Below are 15,893 nucleotides of genomic sequence, written 5' to 3' on the forward strand. Positions count from 1 at the left end.
GCAGCGGCAATGCCGTGCTCAGCCGATCTTGCGCAGGCCGCGTTGGAAGCGGCGCGCGTTGTCGATGTAATGTTGGGCGCTCTGGCGCAGGCCTTCGATCTGCTCGGGCGTGAGTTCGCGCACGGCCTTGGCCGGGCTGCCGATGATCATGGAGCCATCGGGGAACTCCTTGCCTTCGGTGACCAGCGCACCCGCGCCCACCAGGCAGTTCTTGCCGATCTTGGCGCCGTTGAGCACCACGGCGCCAATACCGATCAGCGATTCGTCGCCAATGGTGCAGCCATGCAGCATGACCTGGTGGCCCACCGTCACCCGCTCGCCCACCACCAGGGGCTTGCCGATGTCGGCGTGCAGCACGCTCGCGTCCTGGATGTTGGAGCCTGCACCGACGGTGATGCTCTCTGTATCACCCCGGATCACCGTGCCAAACCACACGCTGGCGTCTTCGCCCAGCACCACGTTGCCCATCACCTGGGCGCTGTCGGCCACCCAGGCCGATGCGGGCACCTGGGGCGCCACGCCATCGAGTTCGTAAATCGCCATGCAAAAGTCTCCGTGGGGGCAGGCATCGGGGCCCGCATTTTGGAATGAGGGAACTGCCAACCGGCGGCGCCCCGTAGCTGCGGGCACCGTTGGCAACGGCCTAGAATTGTAAGGATGGAGCTTCGCCAACGTGCACTGCAGGTTTTGTGCCTCGCAGACCCTGAACAAAAAGCGGCCGCTGTGCTTGACCTGTATACCCAGGCAGCTACGCTTTCAATAGCAGAAACCACCCCTACCCCGCCCGACGGCATGCACGATCTGCCCGGCCGCCCCGCGCGGCCAGAACTGCGGCGCCACACGGATGTGGCGCGGCGCTCCCCCGCCACACCCGCAGGCCGCGCGGTACTCATCCACGCGATTGCCCACATCGAGTTCAACGCCATCAACCTGGCGCTCGACGCCGTCTGGCGCTTTGGTGGCATGCCGCGCGAGTACTACCTCGACTGGATGCTGGTAGCTGCCGAAGAGGCGCAGCATTTCCGCCTGCTGCGTGACCACCTGCGCAGCCAGGGGCATGACTACGGCGATTTCCCGGCCCACCAGGGCCTGTGGACCATGTGCGAGAAAACCAGCCACGACATCCTGGCCCGCATGGCCCTGGTGCCGCGCACGCTGGAGGCCCGGGGGCTGGACGCCACGCCCCAGATCCAGGCCAAGCTGCGCCAGGTGGGCACGCCCGATGCGCTCGCCGCCGTGGCCATTCTGGACACCATCCTGCGCGACGAGGTCGGCCATGTGGCCATCGGGAACCACTGGTACCGCTGGCTGTGTGAACGTGCGGGGCACGACCCCGAAACCCACTACGGCACCCTGGTCGCACAATACGAGGCCCCGCGCCTGAAGCCCCCGTTCAACGAAACCGCCCGCCGCAAGGCCGGTTTTACCGACAACGAACTGCGCTGGCTGCAGCAGCTCTGATCTTCTGGTTACAGCCGGCCCGGCACGGGCTTCTAAAATTCACTGCGCAGGCCGCCATAGGCCACCGCTGGCACCAGCCCCCTCTTTCTTCCATACTCCCACCATGACTTCACCCACCACACCCGGGCTCTCCCTCACGCCCCCGCCCCCCGGCAACCAGTCCTCGGTCGCCATGATTGCGCGGCAGGCCATCGTGAACGCGCAGCAGGTGGTGGTGGGCTATGAGCTGTTCAACCGCTCGCGCAGCGGCGCGGCGCACACGGCGGCCACCGATGTGATCCTGGTCTTCACAGCGCTATCGCATGCGGGCACCGAAGAGCTGGTGGGCAAAAAGCTCATCTTTGTGAATTGCACGCACGAAAGCCTCTCGGGCGGCCACCTGGAGCTGGTGGACCCCGACAAGGTGGTGCTGGAAATCCCCCCCCTGGGCCATGCCGCTGCCGAAGAAGTCGCCACCCGCATGCCCATCCTGGCCGGGCTGCGCGAGCGGGGTTTTCACCTGGCGTTCAACCACACCGTGCTGCAGTCGGCCTACGCGCCCTGGCTGCCACTGGCCGACTACATCAAGCTCGACCTGTCCGTGCTGGCGCCGGATCAGCTGGCGGTGCTCATCAGCTACGCGGGGCGCCACTCGCAAGCCGAGCTGATCGCCGAAAAGGTCGAGACCGCCCAGCAGTACGACATGGTGTCCAGCCAGGGCGTGCAGATGTTCCAGGGCTACTGGTTCGCACGCCCCTCCCTGGTCGAGGCCAAGCTGCTCGCCCCCTCGCAGGCCAGCATCATCGAACTCATCAACCAGGTGCGCAAACAGGCCAGCACCGACGACATCGAGGAAACCCTCAAGAAGGACGCGGGCCTGGCCTTCAACCTCATGCGCCTGATCAATTCGGCGGGCTTCGGCCTGTCGCGCGAGGTCACCTCTTTCCGCCAGGCGGTGATGCTCATGGGCCTGAAAAAGCTGTTCCGCTGGGCGGCGCTGCTGCTCACGGCCTCGCGCGCCGGGGGCACGCCCTCGTCCGTGGGTCAGACCGCCGTGGTGCGGGGCCGACTCATGGAGCTGCTGGCGCTGGAGACCCTGCCCCCCGAAGAAGCCGACCAGGCCTTTGTGGTGGGCATCTTCTCGCTGCTCGACGTGATGCTCTCCATGCCCATGGAATCTGCCCTGGGCCTGTTGAACGTGCCCGAGCCCGTAGCGGCGGCCCTGCTGCGCCGCGAAGGCTTCCTGGGCGACCTGCTCACGCTGGCCGAGGCTTGCGAGTCGAGCGACGATGCCGTCTTCGACCGCACGGCCGGGCTGCTGCACCTGACCAGCCAGCAGATCAACTTTGCCCACCTGCAGGCGCTGGCCTGGGCGGACCATCTGGGCGACTGACCTGGCCACTGGCAGCAGCCCAGCCTGCTACCACCCATTGGTTCGCGCCAGGGCCACGGGGGTCTAGAATCGCCAGGAACTAGCCTTTCACTACAGCAGACCCCATGTCGAGCACACCTGAACAAGACACCCCGGACGCTGCATCCCCAGCGGTGGAGCCGGTGGACGAGAACCTCGCCATCATCGCCCGCCAGGCCATCGTGGACGAAAGCCGCGCGGTCTATGGCTATGAGCTGTTCGACCGCTCCACGGCCTCCGACTCGCACACCGCTGCCAGCGACGCCGCCCTGCTGTTCAACGCCCTGTCGTACGCAGGCACCGAGGCGCTGGTGGGCAAAAAAACGGTGTTCATCAACTGCACACACGACAGCCTCTCGGGCGGCCACCTGGAGCTGATCCACCCCGAAAAGGTGGTGCTGGAAATACCGCCTCTCCCTGACGGCGCCACGCCGGAGGAAATCGAAGGCCGCCTGCCCACGCTGGAGGCGCTGCGCACGCGCGGCTTCCGCCTGGCGTTTGACCAGCAGGCCCTCAAGCGCGCCTACACCAGCTGGCTGCCCCTGGCAGCCTTCATCAAGCTGGACATGCAGGCCTTCAAGCCCGAACTGGCCGCACCACTGGTCAAATTTGCCACCACCCACAGCAAGGCCACACTGGTGGCCGAAAAGGTCGAGACTGCCGAGCAGTACGAGCTGATGAAGAGCCTGGGCGTGAAGCTGTTCCAGGGCTACTGGTTCGCCCTGCCCTCGCTGGTCAAGGCCACCACCATCCGGCCTTCGCAGGCCACCATCATCCAGCTCATCAACCTGGTGCGCAAACAGGCCAGCACGGCCGAGATCGAAGACCTGCTCAAGAAAGACCCCACGCTGTCTTTCAACCTGCTGCGTTTCATCAACTCCTCGGGTTTCGGCTTGTCGTGCGAGATCACCTCGTTCCGCCATGCGGTGATGATCCTGGGCCTGAAGAAGCTGTTCCGCTGGGCAGCCCTCTTGATGACCACCTCGCGCGCGGGCGGCGCCCCACCCGCCGTAGGCCAGACCGCCGTGGTGCGTGGCCGCCTGATGGAGCTGCTGGCGGCCGAGCTGCTGCCACCGGAAGAATGCGACAACGCCTTTGTGGTGGGCGTGTTCTCGCTGCTGGACACCATGCTCGGCGTGCCGCTCGAAAAAGCCCTCGAATCCGTGGCCCTGCCCGAGCCCGTGATGGACGCCCTGCTACGCGGCACCGGCGTGTTCGCGCCCTTCCTGGAGCTGACCAAGGCCTGCGAAACCGGCGACGAAGTGGCCTTTGCCAAGAACGCCGATGCGCTGCACCTGTCCAACCGCCAGGTCAACTGGGCCCACCTGCAGGCGCTGACCTGGGCGGAAAGCCTCAACGAGGAGTAACACCCCTGCCTGCGGTGCGTATTTGCCGCAGCCTCCCCAAGCAAAAAGGGCCCTGCTCATTCAGGGCCCTTTTTTGTTCAGGGAAGCGTGTATCAGTTACTGGCCTGTATCCCCGCCGCACGGATGATGCGGGCATTGTTCTCCGATTCCTGCGCGATCTGGCGCGCAAATTCTGCCGCAGTGCCGCCGGTGGGCACGTTGTCGGTGGCTTCCAGCTTGCTGCGGATATCGGGCTGGGCGAGTGCCTTGTTCACTTCAGCATTGATGCGATCGATCACCGCCACGGGCGTCTGCGCGGGCGCATAGATGCCGAACAGCGATGACAGGTTGGCAGCAGGCTGCCCCAGCTCGGCCAGCGTGGGCACCTGGGGCAGCGAATCAAGCCGTGCAGGCGCCCCGACCGCCAGCGGCTTGAGCTTGCCCGCCTTGATGTGCTGCAGCACGGCAGGGCCCGCATTGGTGGACAGCACCTCGTACTGCCCGCCCAGCGCGTCGTTCATCTGCTGGCCACCGCCCTTGTAGGGCACGTGCGTGATCTGCACCTGGCTCTTGCCAGCGATCTGCTCTAGCATGATGTGGCCCAGCGACGCCTGCCCCGAGGTCGCCCAGCGCACGGCCCCGGGCTTCGCCTGCGCGGTGGCCAGCAAGTCCTTGAAATCTGCAGCCTTGCTGGCGGACGTGCCCAGCAGCAGCACGGGCGAATACATCACGCTCACCACCGGGGCAATGTCCTTCTGCGGGTCGAACGGCGACTTGCCCAGGTGTGGGTTCAGCGCCAGTGGGCTCACCGCCGCAAAGCCCAGGGTGTAGCCGTCGGGCGCCGCCTTGGCGACGGCATCCACGCCCAGGCTGCCACTGGCCCCGGCCTTGTTCTCGATGACCACCGGCGTGCCCAGCTGCACAGCCAGCTTGTCAGCCAGGGCACGCGCCACGTTGTCGCTCACGCCGCCAGCGGGGTAGGCCACCACGATGCGAATGGGTTTGGCCGTGGGCCAGGCTTGCGCCACGGCCAGGGTGACCGAGCTCAGCAGCAACGCGCCGACAAATAGTTTTTTCATGGGAGTTTCCTTGGGTGAATGGGGGAGTCGATCCATCAACGGGCGCCAGGGCAACCCACCCACGCTATCCACGCGGATGGTGCTGCGCATGCAGCGACTTGAGCCGCTCGCGCGCCACATGGGTGTAGATGGTGGTGGTGGAGATGTCGGCGTGGCCCAGCAACAGCTGCACCACGCGCAGGTCGGCGCCATGGTTGAGCAGGTGGGTGGCAAATGCGTGGCGCAGCGTGTGCGGGGACAGCGGCACGGTGATGCCTGCGACCTGCGCCCATTTTTTCACGATGACCCAGAACATCGCCCGCGTCATTCCGCTGCCGCGCTGGGTCACAAACAGGTCATCGGTCTGCTGCCCGCCCAGGATGGCGCCGCGCGCCTCGTGCAGGTAGCGCTCCAGCCAGGAACGCGCCTCATCGCCAAACGGCACCAGGCGCTCCTTGCTGCCCTTGCCCATCACCCGCAGCACGCCTTCGTTCAGCCCGAGCTGGAAGGTCTTGAGCGTGACCAGCTCGGTCACGCGCAGGCCGCTGGCGTACATCAGCTCCAGCATGGTGCGGTCACGCAGGCCCAGGGGGTTGCCCAGATCGGGCGCGTTGAGCAGCGCTTCCACCTGCGCCTGCGACAAGGTCTTGGGCACACGCAGGGGCTGGCGCGCCGCCTGCAGCCGCAGCGTGGGGTCGGCGGTGATGCGCCGCTCGCGCAGCGCCCAGTGGAAGTAGCGGCGCAGCACCGTGAGACGCCGGTTGGCCGAGGTGGCGCGGGTTTGTGCATGGCGGGCCGCAAAGTAGGCGTTGAGGTGCAGTTCGGCCGTATCGTCCAGCGCCAGTGCAGGCTGCTGGGCCGCGAGCCACTGCGCGTACAGCGTCAGGTCGCGCCGATAGGCCGCCAGCGTGTTGCGCGAGAGGCCGTCCTCCAGCCACAGGGCATCCACAAAGGCATCGATCGCGTTCAGGCTGGAGGCAAGCATGCAAAAACGATAGCACGTAAAAAAGCCGCCCGGGCGAAGGGCGGCTTTTCGAAGTGATGGATGGAGTGTGCAGCGCTTATTCGAGCGTCAGCTTCTGCTTGACCACCACGTCCTTGTAGACAGAGAACTCTGCCTTGATCTGCTCGGCAAACTGCTCGGGCGTGTTGCCGATCACGAGGGAGCCGGTGTCCTCGATGCGCTTTTTCACGGCCGGGTCTTGCAGTGCCGTGCGCACGGCGGCGTTGATCTTGTCCACCACGTCCTTGGGCAGGCCCTTGGGGCCCAGGATGCCGTAGTAGGCCATGCGGTTCACCGGCTCCAGGCCCAGCTCCTTGAACGTGGGCACATTGGGCAGGGCCGCCACGCGCTGCGGCGCAGCCACCACGATGGGCACCAGGCGGTTTTCCTTGATGAAAGGCAGGGCCGAAGGCAGGTTGTCAAAAATCATGGGCACCTGGCCCGCCACCGTGTCGTTCAGGGCCGGGCCCGCGCCGCGGTAGGGGATGTGGGTCACAAAGGTGCCCGAGAGGTTCTTGTACAGCTCCATCTGCAAGTGGCCGATGCCGCCCGTGCCGGACGAGGCATACGAGTACTTGCCCGGCGACTTCTTGACCTCTGCCACGAACGCCTTGTAGTCCTTGGCCGGAAAGCTGGGGTGCACCGCAATGATGTTGGGGGTGGCCGCGATGTTGATGATGGGCGTGAAGTCCGTCAGCGGGTTGTACGGCGTCTTGGGGTTGATGGCCGGATTGGCGGCCGTGGTGGACACGGTGGCCACGCCCAGCGTATAGCCGTCGGGGGCAGAGCGGGCCGTTTCGGCCGCGCCCACGATGCCGCCGCCACCGGCCTTGTTCTCCACGATCACGCTCTGGCCCAGGGCCTTGCCCAGCGGGTCGGCGATCACGCGCGCAATGATGTCGGTGGTGCCACCGGGTGCAAACGGCACCTGCAGCTTGATCACCTTGTTGGGATAGCCTTGGGCGGCAGCGGTGCCTGCTGCGGCAGCCAGTACGGTCAGCGCAAGCCATTGACGACGATGCATGGAGTTCTCCTTCGTGCGGGTAACAAACAGCGCCGATGGTATGCGCAACCGCCGCGTTGGCGCCCTGCGGATTCCACATAAGGGCTAACCCCAAGGCCTTGCCGGGGATCAGTAGGACTTACGCAAATCGGGATGCAACAGCCGCCTCGCCTAGGGGTGAACCGCTTGCCTGAACCCTGTTTTGCGCAAATCACGATCAAGTATTCTCGGCAGCGTGAACTACGCCCAGCTCCTGCTCCCCGACTTCTCCCTCATCCTCTGCGGCTATCTCATCTGCCGCTACACCGCCCTCAACCGCTCGGTCTGGCAGCCAGTGGAAAGCCTGGTGTACTACCTGCTCTTCCCGGTGCTGCTGTTCCAGTCCATCGTCAAGAGCCCCGTGGACATCAGCGCCGCGTCGGGGCTGATCGGCGCGGGCATGTTGTCGGGTGTGATCGGCATTGCGCTGGCCTACAGCCTGCCGCACTGGCCGTGGCTGGGCAAACGCATCGATGCGCGCGACCATGCGGCCAGCGCGCAGGTGGCGTTCCGCTTCAATTCCTTCATTGGCCTGGCGATTGCCGAGCGGCTGGCGGGCACGCAGGGCCTGTTGATGATTGCCGTGCTGATTGGTGTGTGTGTGCCGCTGTTCAACGTGGCGGCCGTGTGGCCCATGGCGCGGCAGGGCCAGCACAGTTTTGCGCGCGAGCTGGTGCGCAACCCGCTGATCATTGCCACAGGGTCGGGCCTGGCGGCCAACCTGCTGGGCTTCCAGATCCCCGAGTGGGCCGTACCCACGGTCAGCCGCATCAGCGCCGCATCGCTGGCCCTCGGGCTGATGGCCGCCGGTGCCGGCCTGCAGTTTGGCCTGCTCACGCGCGGCAAGGCGCTGAGCGTGGCGGTGCTGTCCATCCGCCACCTGGTGCAGCCCCTGCTGGCCTTCGCGCTGGCCCGGCTGTTTGGGCTGGACCCGGTGCAAACCACCGTGCTGCTGGCCTTCTCGGCCCTGCCCACGGCATCGACCTGCTATGTGCTGGCCGCCCGCATGGGCTACAACGGGCCCTATGTGGCGGGGCTGGTGACGTTGTCCACGTTGCTGGGCGTGGTGAGCCTGCCGTTTGCCCTGGGGTTTCTGCGATGACCGATCTTCTGAATCCTGACCTGCGCTCCACCCATACAGACTTGGCACGGCGCCGCACACTGGTGGCGAGTCTGGCGGCCATCGCCCTTGTGCCGCTGGCCGCCTGCGGGCGCAAGCCGCCCCGCGCGCAGGCGCTGCCCGCCGGTGCCACGGTGCTGGCGCTGGGCGACTCGCTGACCTCGGGCGTGGGCGCATCGGCCGACACCGCCTACCCCGCCGTGCTGCAGCGCCTGACGGGCTGGAAGGTGATCAATGGCGGTGTGTCGGGCGACACCTCGGCCCAGGCACTCGACCGCCTGCCAAGTCTGCTGCAGCAACACCAGCCAGCGCTGGTCATTGTGAGCATCGGCGGCAACGACTTTCTGCGCCGCCAGAGCAGCGCCACCACCCGCACCAACGTGCAGCGTATTTGTGCCGACGCACGCGCCAGCGGCGCCCAGGTGCTGCTGGTGGCCGTGCCCGAGCTGTCGCTGATGGCCACTGTGGGCAAACTCAGTGACCACGCGCTGTACGAAGAGGTGGCGGAGGAGTTGAAGATTCCCCTGCACAGCAAAGGCTGGTCGGGTGTGCTGGCGCAAGACCGGCTGCGGTCCGACCAGATCCATGCCAATGCGGCGGGCTACGAGCAGTTTGCGCAGGGGCTGGTGGAGACCCTCAAAACCACCGGGTTGCTGGTGCAGTAGTACCGCAGGGCTCTACATTCCGATAGCTATTATTTTGATAGCTTAAAGCGCATATCCATTGGGCGGAGAGGCCGGTTTTTATTCATATTTCCAGCGCCCAGGCCACATGCTCGCGCACCAGGGCGCTCTCGTCCTGCGCGCGCGACTGCAGCGCGGTGCGCAGCGTGGCATCGCCCGTGGCGCGCAGCGCATTGCCCAGCGCCACCGCCACATTGCGCAGCCAGCGCTCGTGCCCGATGCGGCGGATGGGACCGCCCTCGGTCATGCGCAAAAAGGTGGCCTCGTCCCACGCAAACAAATGCACGAGTTGCTGGCCCGACAGGCCCTTGCGCTCGTCGAAGTCGGGCAGGCGGCTGACCTGCGCGAACTTGTTCCAGGGGCAGATGAGCTGGCAATCGTCGCAGCCGTAGATGCGGTTGCCCAGCAGCGGGCGCAGCTCCAGCGGGATCGGTCCCGCATGCTCGATGGTGAGGTACGAGATGCAGCGCCGCGCGTCGATGCGGTGCGGCGCGATGATGGCCTGCGTGGGGCACACGTCGATGCAGGCACTGCAGCTGCCGCAGTGGGCGGTGACGGGCGCACTCTCGGGCAGCGCCATGTCCACGTAGATCTCGCCCAAAAAGAACATCGACCCCGCCTCGCGGTTGAGCACCAGCGTGTGCTTGCCGCGCCAGCCCTGGCCGCTGCGCGCAGCCAGCTCCGCCTCCAGCACCGGGGCGGAGTCGGTGAACACGCGGTGGCCAAACGGGCCAATGGCCTCGGCAATGCGGTCGCTGAGTTTTTGCAGCCGGGCACGCAGCACCTTGTGGTAGTCGCGCCCCCGGGCGTAGACCGAGACAATGCCCTCTTGCGGGCGCGTGAGGCGCGAGAGTTCTGCCGCCTGCCAGCCTTCGGGTGCATCCATGGCCGTATCGCGCGGCAAATAATCCATGCGCGCCGTGATCACGCTCACGGTGCCGGGCACCAGCTCGGCGGGGCGCGCGCGCTTCATGCCGTGAGCTGCCATGTAATGCATCTCGCCATGAAAACCCTGCGCCAGCCAGGCCGAAAGCCCGGGCTCGGCGGCAGACAAGTCCACCCCCGCCACGCCGATTTGGGAAAATCCCAGCTCGCGGGCCCACTCCTGCATTTGAGGAACGAGTTGACTGTTGCACCACATACCGGCCAGATTGTAGAAAGCGGCGCCGATGCCCCTGCCGAAGCTACACGCCATTTCATCTGGCACAGCGAGGCCGACACCGAGGCCTTTGCACGCCAGCTGGCAGCGCAGCCGCTGCTGGCCAACGCCTTCCTCACCCTGCATGGCGACCTGGGCGCGGGCAAAACCACCCTGGTGCGCCACCTGCTGCGCGCCCTGGGCGTGCAGGGCCGCATCAAGAGCCCCACCTATGCGGTGGTCGAGCCGCACGAGGCGCCCAACCTCTCGATCTGGCACTTCGACTTCTACCGCTTCGACGACCCGCGCGAGTGGGAGGACGCGGGTTTCAGGGACATTTTTGCCAACCCGGGCCTCAAGGTGGCAGAATGGCCGGAAAAGGCTGCAGCGCTTACCCCGCCTGCGGACCTTGCTATCCACATTGAAGCAATCGATGACACCGAAAGGAAGGTCACTCTGCACGCCCCCACCCCTGCCGGGCGCGCCATGCTGCAAGGACTCTGACGCACCGTGAACCAGCCCCACACACCCGCCCACCCCGCTACACTGCCCTCGCGTCGCGCCGTGCTGCAGATGGGCTCGCTGGTATTGCTGCTGGGCACGCAGCAGATTGCGCGTGGTGCCACCATCCTGGCCGTGCGCGTGTGGCCCGCCCCCGAGTATTCGCGCGTGACCATCGAGTCCGATGGCGCGCTGGTGGCCAAGCAGTTTTTTGTGACCACCCCACCGCGCCTGGCGGTGGACATCGAAGGCATCGACCTCAGCCCCGCGCTGCGCGAGCTGGTGGCCAAGGTCAAGCCCGACGACCCCAACATCGCAGGCATCCGCGTGGGCCAGAACGCGCCCGGCGTGGTGCGCCTGGTGGTGGACCTGAAGCAGGCCGCCCTGCCCCAGGTCTTTACCCTGCCGCCCGTGGCCGCCTACCAGCACCGGCTGGTGTTCGACCTGTACCCCGCCGCACCGGTGGACCCACTGGAGGCGCTGATTGCCGAGCGCCTGCGTGATGCGCCCTCTGCAGACAAGCCTGCCCCCTTGGCCCCCATCCCCACGGCCGCCACGCGCCCCGGCGCGCCCGCTGCAGCCGCCAACCCGTCGGCCGAACACGACCCCCTGGGTGACCTGATCGCCCAGCGGGCCCAGCGCCCCGGCCCGGCACCCGCACCTGCGGATGCGCCGCCGCCTGCCATAGCGGCCGCCCCCGCACAGGCCGAATCGCCTCGCACCGGCAACCGTGCCACCGCCACCCAGACCGACCGCATCATCATCGTGGCGCTGGACCCAGGCCACGGCGGCGAAGACCCCGGCGCCATCGGCCCCGCAGGCACGCGCGAAAAAGACGTGGTGCTGCGCGTGGCCTACCTGCTGCGCGACCGCATCAACGCCACCACCGTGGGGGGCAACCCCATGCGCGCCTACCTCACGCGCGACGGCGACTACTTCGTGCCCCTGGGCACCCGCGTGCAAAAGGCCCGGCGCGTGCAGGCCGACCTGTTCGTCTCCATCCACGCCGACGCCTTCACCACCCCCGCCGCGCGCGGCGCCAGCGTGTTCGCGCTGAGCCAGGGCGGCGCCTCCAGCACGGCCGCGCGCTGGCTGGCCAACAAGGAGAACCAGGCCGACCTGGTGGGTGGCATCAACGTGCAGTCCAAAGACCAGCATGTGCAACGCGCGCTGCTGGACATGAGCACCACCGCACAGATCAACGACAGCCTCAAGCTCGGCTCCGTGCTGCTGGGCGAGATTGGTGGCATGGCCAAGCTGCACAAACCGCGCGTGGAGCAGGCCGGTTTTGCGGTGCTGAAGGCGCCCGACATCCCCAGCGTGCTGGTGGAAACCGCCTTCATCAGCAACCCTGAAGAAGAAAAGCGCCTGCGCAGCAGCGCCTACCAGGAGCAGCTGGCCGATGCGCTGATGCGCGGCATCACGCGCTACTTCGCCAAGAACCCGCCGCTGGCACGCAGCCGGTCGGTATAAGGCGCGTTGCCGGTGCATCGGGATGACACGCCAACAAGGGGCGCAGCACCGGCCCACCCGGTGATTCCCCGGCCTTGCGCCACCTGCCAAGAGCGGGCAAAGTAGGCTGCACAGCCCCTCCGTCGCACGGGCATTTCGCCCGGCACCTTCGCCGTGCCGTCGATGCGCCGGGGCAAGACAGGAAGGAGAACCGCCATGGCCCTGCCCCACGCCCAATCCGGCCAAATCGTCAGCGTACGACCCCTGGGCGAGCGCCTGCCCGACACCCCGACCACTGCCATCCTCAAAGCCGGCCAGCTCGAAGTCATGCGGGTGGTGCTGCCCGTTGGCAAGTCCATGAAGGAGCACCAGACGCCGGGCGAAGCCACCGTGCAGTGCATCGAAGGGGTGGTTGAATTTGCCAGCGACGGCGCCGTGCAGCAGCTGCACCCCGGCGACTTTGTGCACCTGGCGCCGCGCGCGCTGCACGCACTCAAGGCGGTGCAGCCCGCCTCGCTGCTGGTCACGCTGTGCCTGCAGGCGGGCTGAAGGGGCGAGCCCCGCCGCGCCCGCAGCACCGGCCCTTCGGCCGCAGCCCGCTCACTGCCCCAGCCGGAAAACGCTCACGATCTGGGCCAGCTTGGCCGCCTGGTGCTTGAGGCTGTCGGCCGCCGCCGCGCTCTGCTCCACCAGCGCGGCGTTCTGCTGGGTGACCTGGTCGAGCTGCGTCACGGCCTCGCCCACCTGGCTGATGCCGATGGTCTGCTCGCTGGTGGCGCTGGATATCTCGCCGATCAGGTCGCTCACACGTTTGACCTGGGTGACGATGTCCTCCATGCTCTGGCCCGCGTTGCTCACCAGCTGGGCGCCGTTGTCCACTTTCTCCACGCTCGCGCCGATGAGGGTCTTGATCTCCTTGGCGGCAGAGGCTGAACGTTGCGCGAGGCTGCGCACCTCGCTGGCCACCACGGCAAAGCCCCGGCCCTGCTCGCCCGCGCGGGCGGCCTCCACGGCCGCGTTCAACGCCAGGATGTTGGTCTGGAACGCAATGCCGTCGATCACCGCAATGATGTCGGTGATCTTTTTGGACGCCGCCGCAATGTCCTGCATGGTGGCCACCACCTGGCCCACCACCTCGCCGCCCTTCACGGCCGCTGCCGATGCCGAGCCCGCCAGCGCAGCCGCGCGCTGCGCGGTGTCGGAGTTGTTCTTCACGGTGCTGGTGATCTGCTCCATCGACGCCGCCGTCTGTTGCAGGTTGCTGGCCTGCTCTTCCGTGCGCTGGCTCAGGTCGGCATTGCCGGTGGCGATTTCGCTGGAGCCGGTGGCAATGCTGTCGCTGCTGTGGCGCACATCGCCCACGATGCGCACCAGCGAGGTCTGCATGCCTTCCATTGCGCGCATCATCTGCGCCACCTCACCGCGCCCCTGGGCGTGGATGGGTTGTGACAGGTCGCCCTCGCCGATGCGCTGGGCCACCTGGGCCACCTCAGCCAGCGAGCGGCGGATGCGCTGCACCACCACCCACGACAGCAGCACCAGCAGCGCCAGGCCCGCCACGCCCGCCACCAGCACGGTGGTGCGGTAGGACTGGATCAGCCCCGCCGCCTCGCCCGCCTGCTCCGCCGAACGCTGCACCTGGTAGGCCACCATCTTGTCGGCCACCGCGTTGTACTGGTCCACCACCGGGGCAAAGCTGCCCAGCGCAAAACTCTTGGCCTGCGCCATGTCGCCCGCCTTCTTCAGCGCCAGCGCCTTGTCGCGCACCTCCAGGTAGGGCTTGCGCACCGCCGCCAGTTCTTCCTGGATGCGCAGGCCCTCGGGGCTGTTCTCCAGCTCGGTGTAGCGCTTTTGCACCTTGCTGGTGTCGGCCGTGGTCGCGGCCACCATGTCCTTGAAGTAGTTCTGCAGGTCATCGCCCTCGGACTGGACGATGGAAAACACGCGCGTGGAGTTGACCGCGATATTGCTGCGCCAGCGCAGTGCCAGCTGCAGCCGTTCGACCTGTTCGTTGGCCAGCCGGTCCACCGTGGCGCCCAGGTGCTGCACGCGCACCAGGCTCAGCCCCAGCACCACCACCAGCGCCAGAATGGCCACCCCCACGATCAGCCCGATCTGCTGCGCTACCGTGAGCTGGGTGCCCAGCCCTCCCCGGCTCGCCTGCTGTGCTTGTGGGTCCATGGGGTGCCTCCTTGTAAGAATGTGTATGCACAGGAAATGATCTGCCTGCGCCACGCGGTTGGCAACAGCCGCCAGTGCCACGTAAACCCTTAGGGAAGCCCCCGCAGCACCGCAAGAAAAGGCCATCTGTCCTACAACCGGCACCCCAGGCGGCCTACACCCGCACCCGGCCCCCGCGCCCATAGTCGAGGCACAGGCCCTGCATCACGGGCCAGCGATGGCGGGCTGCACGGCCTGCCCCTTCTTCAAGGACCTATGCCATGAAACTCCGCCACATCCTTCTTGCAAGCACCTGCACTGCCGCCCTCGCGCTGGGAGGCTGTGCGTCCAACCCATCACGCGCCCAGGTGGGCACCGGCGTGGGCGCTGTTGTTGGCGGCGTGGCCGGTCACGCGATTTTCGGGGGCCCGGTGGGCACCATCGGCGGCGCAGCGGCCGGTGCGCTCATTGGCCACGAGATCGGCGAAGACCGGGACCAGCGCCGCTACCGCCGCCGTTGATGCGGAGTGGGGATAAGCCCCAAAATGCAAGTAAAAGAAGCTGCTTGCGCGCATCCATCATGCGCAAGCAGCTCTATTTTTGATAGCAACCAAATAGCCTGTCAGGCGATCTTGGCCTGGCGCCCCGCCCGCCAGGCGCCAAAGATGGCGATCAGGCCCGGCACAAAAATCAGCGCCCAGATGATCTTGTCCAGGTGCTCCCGTACAAAGGGCAGGTTGCCGAAGAAGTACCCGGCCGTGCAAATGCCCAGCACCCACACCAGCGCGCCGCCCACGTTGTAGGCGCTGAATTTGGCGCGGCTCATTTCGGCCACCCCCGCCACAAAGGGCGCAAAGGTGCGGATGAATGGCATGAAACGCGCCAGCACGATGGTGATGCCGCCGTATTTTTCGTAGAAGTTGTGTGCCTGGTCGAACGCACGGCGGTTGAACCAGCGCGAGTCCTCCCACTGGAAGACCTTGGGGCCAAAAAAGCGGCCAATCGAATAGTTGCACTGGTCACCCAGGATGGCCGCCACCACCAGGATCGCGCAGGCCAGCGGAAAACTCATCATGCCAGCGCCACACAGCGCCCCCACGATGAACAGCAGGGAGTCGCCGGGCAAAAACGGCATCACCACCACGCCCGTCTCCACAAACACGATCAGGAACAACAGCGCATACACCCACGCGCCGTAGTTCTGCACAAACATCTCAAGGTACTTATCGACATGCAGGATGAAGTCGATGAGGAAGGTGACCAGTTCCATGGGCAGGCCGGTGGGGGCACCGGACGTTAAAAAAGTTGCGGCATTATCCCTATCGGCCTGCGGCACACGCACCGATACCCATGCACGCACCCCGCCCTAAAATGCCCCGGGTGAACGACGTACCATCCCCCCTCGCAGCGGCACAGCCCGCACCGGCCCCCGCACCCCACCGCCGCCCCATCCGCGACCTGCCCGACGAGCTGATCAGCCAGATTGCCGCCGGTGAGGTGGTGGAACGCCCCGCCTCCGTGGTGCGCGAGCTGGTAGAC

Annotated in this window: 17 protein-coding genes; 10 read left to right on the forward strand and 7 right to left on the reverse strand. The window is 66.6% G+C overall.

Going from position 1 to position 15,893, the window contains the following annotated elements:
• Positions 1-18: 18 nt before the first annotated feature.
• On the reverse strand, positions 19-543 hold the full coding sequence (locus AC07Z7_RS16245) for a gamma carbonic anhydrase family protein (protein WP_494766896.1): 525 nt from the start codon (positions 541-543) through the stop codon (positions 19-21).
• A 114-nt stretch (positions 544-657) separates the two neighbouring features.
• Here AC07Z7_RS16245 and AC07Z7_RS16250 point away from each other — a divergent pair, with 114 nt between their 5' ends.
• From AC07Z7_RS16250 to AC07Z7_RS16260, 3 genes are all read left to right on the forward strand, one after another.
• Positions 658-1,461, forward strand: a complete 804-nt coding sequence (locus AC07Z7_RS16250) for a ferritin-like domain-containing protein (protein WP_494766897.1) — start codon at positions 658-660, stop codon at positions 1,459-1,461.
• A gap of 103 nt (positions 1,462-1,564) precedes the next feature.
• The gene (locus AC07Z7_RS16255) at positions 1,565-2,833 is read left to right on the forward strand and encodes an EAL and HDOD domain-containing protein (RefSeq protein ID WP_094285739.1); all 1,269 of its coding nucleotides are present in this window, start codon (positions 1,565-1,567) and stop codon (positions 2,831-2,833) included.
• A gap of 104 nt (positions 2,834-2,937) precedes the next feature.
• Positions 2,938-4,218 carry an EAL and HDOD domain-containing protein gene (locus tag AC07Z7_RS16260; protein WP_494766898.1) on the forward strand — a complete coding sequence of 427 codons (1,281 nt, stop codon included), beginning with the start codon at positions 2,938-2,940 and terminating at the stop codon, positions 4,216-4,218.
• A 92-nt stretch (positions 4,219-4,310) separates the two neighbouring features.
• On the opposite strand, the gene AC07Z7_RS16265 is transcribed toward AC07Z7_RS16260, so the two are convergent.
• The 3 genes from AC07Z7_RS16265 to AC07Z7_RS16275 form a co-directional block, all read right to left on the reverse strand.
• Entirely contained in the window at positions 4,311-5,276 is a 966-nt protein-coding gene (locus AC07Z7_RS16265) for a Bug family tripartite tricarboxylate transporter substrate binding protein (RefSeq protein WP_094285735.1), read from the reverse strand.
• A 64-nt stretch (positions 5,277-5,340) separates the two neighbouring features.
• Positions 5,341-6,240 (reverse strand): site-specific tyrosine recombinase XerD, encoded by a 900-nt coding sequence (gene xerD / locus AC07Z7_RS16270; protein WP_094285733.1) that lies wholly within the window; start codon positions 6,238-6,240, stop codon positions 5,341-5,343.
• 76 nt (positions 6,241-6,316) lie between these two features.
• Complete coding sequence (locus tag AC07Z7_RS16275) at positions 6,317-7,282, reverse strand: tripartite tricarboxylate transporter substrate binding protein BugE (protein ID WP_094285731.1); 966 nt, start codon at positions 7,280-7,282, stop codon at positions 6,317-6,319.
• Positions 7,283-7,496: 214 nt separating this feature from the next.
• Between AC07Z7_RS16275 and AC07Z7_RS16280 the strand changes: the two genes are divergently transcribed.
• Positions 7,497-8,402, forward strand: coding sequence for an AEC family transporter (locus AC07Z7_RS16280; RefSeq protein WP_063462097.1), 906 nt, complete (start codon positions 7,497-7,499; stop codon positions 8,400-8,402).
• On the forward strand, positions 8,399-9,085 hold the full coding sequence (locus AC07Z7_RS16285) for a GDSL-type esterase/lipase family protein (protein WP_494766899.1): 687 nt from the start codon (positions 8,399-8,401) through the stop codon (positions 9,083-9,085). The genes AC07Z7_RS16280 and AC07Z7_RS16285 overlap by 4 nt, the downstream gene beginning before the upstream one ends.
• A gap of 82 nt (positions 9,086-9,167) precedes the next feature.
• Here the strand turns inward: AC07Z7_RS16285 and queG are convergent, their stop codons facing one another.
• Positions 9,168-10,214 carry a tRNA epoxyqueuosine(34) reductase QueG gene (queG, locus tag AC07Z7_RS16290; RefSeq protein ID WP_094285727.1) on the reverse strand — a complete coding sequence of 349 codons (1,047 nt, stop codon included), beginning with the start codon at positions 10,212-10,214 and terminating at the stop codon, positions 9,168-9,170.
• Positions 10,215-10,226: 12 nt separating this feature from the next.
• Here queG and tsaE point away from each other — a divergent pair, with 12 nt between their 5' ends.
• The 3 genes from tsaE to AC07Z7_RS16305 all read left to right on the forward strand — a co-directional run bounded on the left by tsaE (position 10,227) and on the right by AC07Z7_RS16305 (position 12,743).
• Complete coding sequence (tsaE, locus tag AC07Z7_RS16295) at positions 10,227-10,745, forward strand: tRNA (adenosine(37)-N6)-threonylcarbamoyltransferase complex ATPase subunit type 1 TsaE (RefSeq protein ID WP_494766900.1); 519 nt, start codon at positions 10,227-10,229, stop codon at positions 10,743-10,745.
• 6 nt (positions 10,746-10,751) lie between these two features.
• Entirely contained in the window at positions 10,752-12,215 is a 1,464-nt protein-coding gene (locus AC07Z7_RS16300) for an N-acetylmuramoyl-L-alanine amidase (RefSeq protein WP_494766901.1), read from the forward strand.
• Between the two features lie 195 nt (positions 12,216-12,410).
• Positions 12,411-12,743, forward strand: a complete 333-nt coding sequence (locus AC07Z7_RS16305) for a cupin domain-containing protein (RefSeq protein WP_094285721.1) — start codon at positions 12,411-12,413, stop codon at positions 12,741-12,743.
• Between the two features lie 51 nt (positions 12,744-12,794).
• On the opposite strand, the gene AC07Z7_RS16310 is transcribed toward AC07Z7_RS16305, so the two are convergent.
• Positions 12,795-14,375, reverse strand: coding sequence for a methyl-accepting chemotaxis protein (locus AC07Z7_RS16310; RefSeq protein WP_494766902.1), 1,581 nt, complete (start codon positions 14,373-14,375; stop codon positions 12,795-12,797).
• A gap of 260 nt (positions 14,376-14,635) precedes the next feature.
• Between AC07Z7_RS16310 and AC07Z7_RS16315 the strand changes: the two genes are divergently transcribed.
• Positions 14,636-14,875 (forward strand): YMGG-like glycine zipper-containing protein, encoded by a 240-nt coding sequence (locus AC07Z7_RS16315; RefSeq protein ID WP_094285717.1) that lies wholly within the window; start codon positions 14,636-14,638, stop codon positions 14,873-14,875.
• 101 nt (positions 14,876-14,976) lie between these two features.
• On the opposite strand, the gene AC07Z7_RS16320 is transcribed toward AC07Z7_RS16315, so the two are convergent.
• Entirely contained in the window at positions 14,977-15,624 is a 648-nt protein-coding gene (locus AC07Z7_RS16320; RefSeq protein WP_094285715.1) for a DedA family protein, read from the reverse strand.
• 80 nt (positions 15,625-15,704) lie between these two features.
• Here AC07Z7_RS16320 and AC07Z7_RS16325 point away from each other — a divergent pair.
• Positions 15,705-15,893, forward strand: a 189-nt coding sequence (locus AC07Z7_RS16325) for a hypothetical protein (RefSeq protein ID WP_494766904.1), incomplete at its 3' end; no start/stop codon positions are given.

The organism is Acidovorax sp. GW101-11A03, from assembly GCF_059424825.1.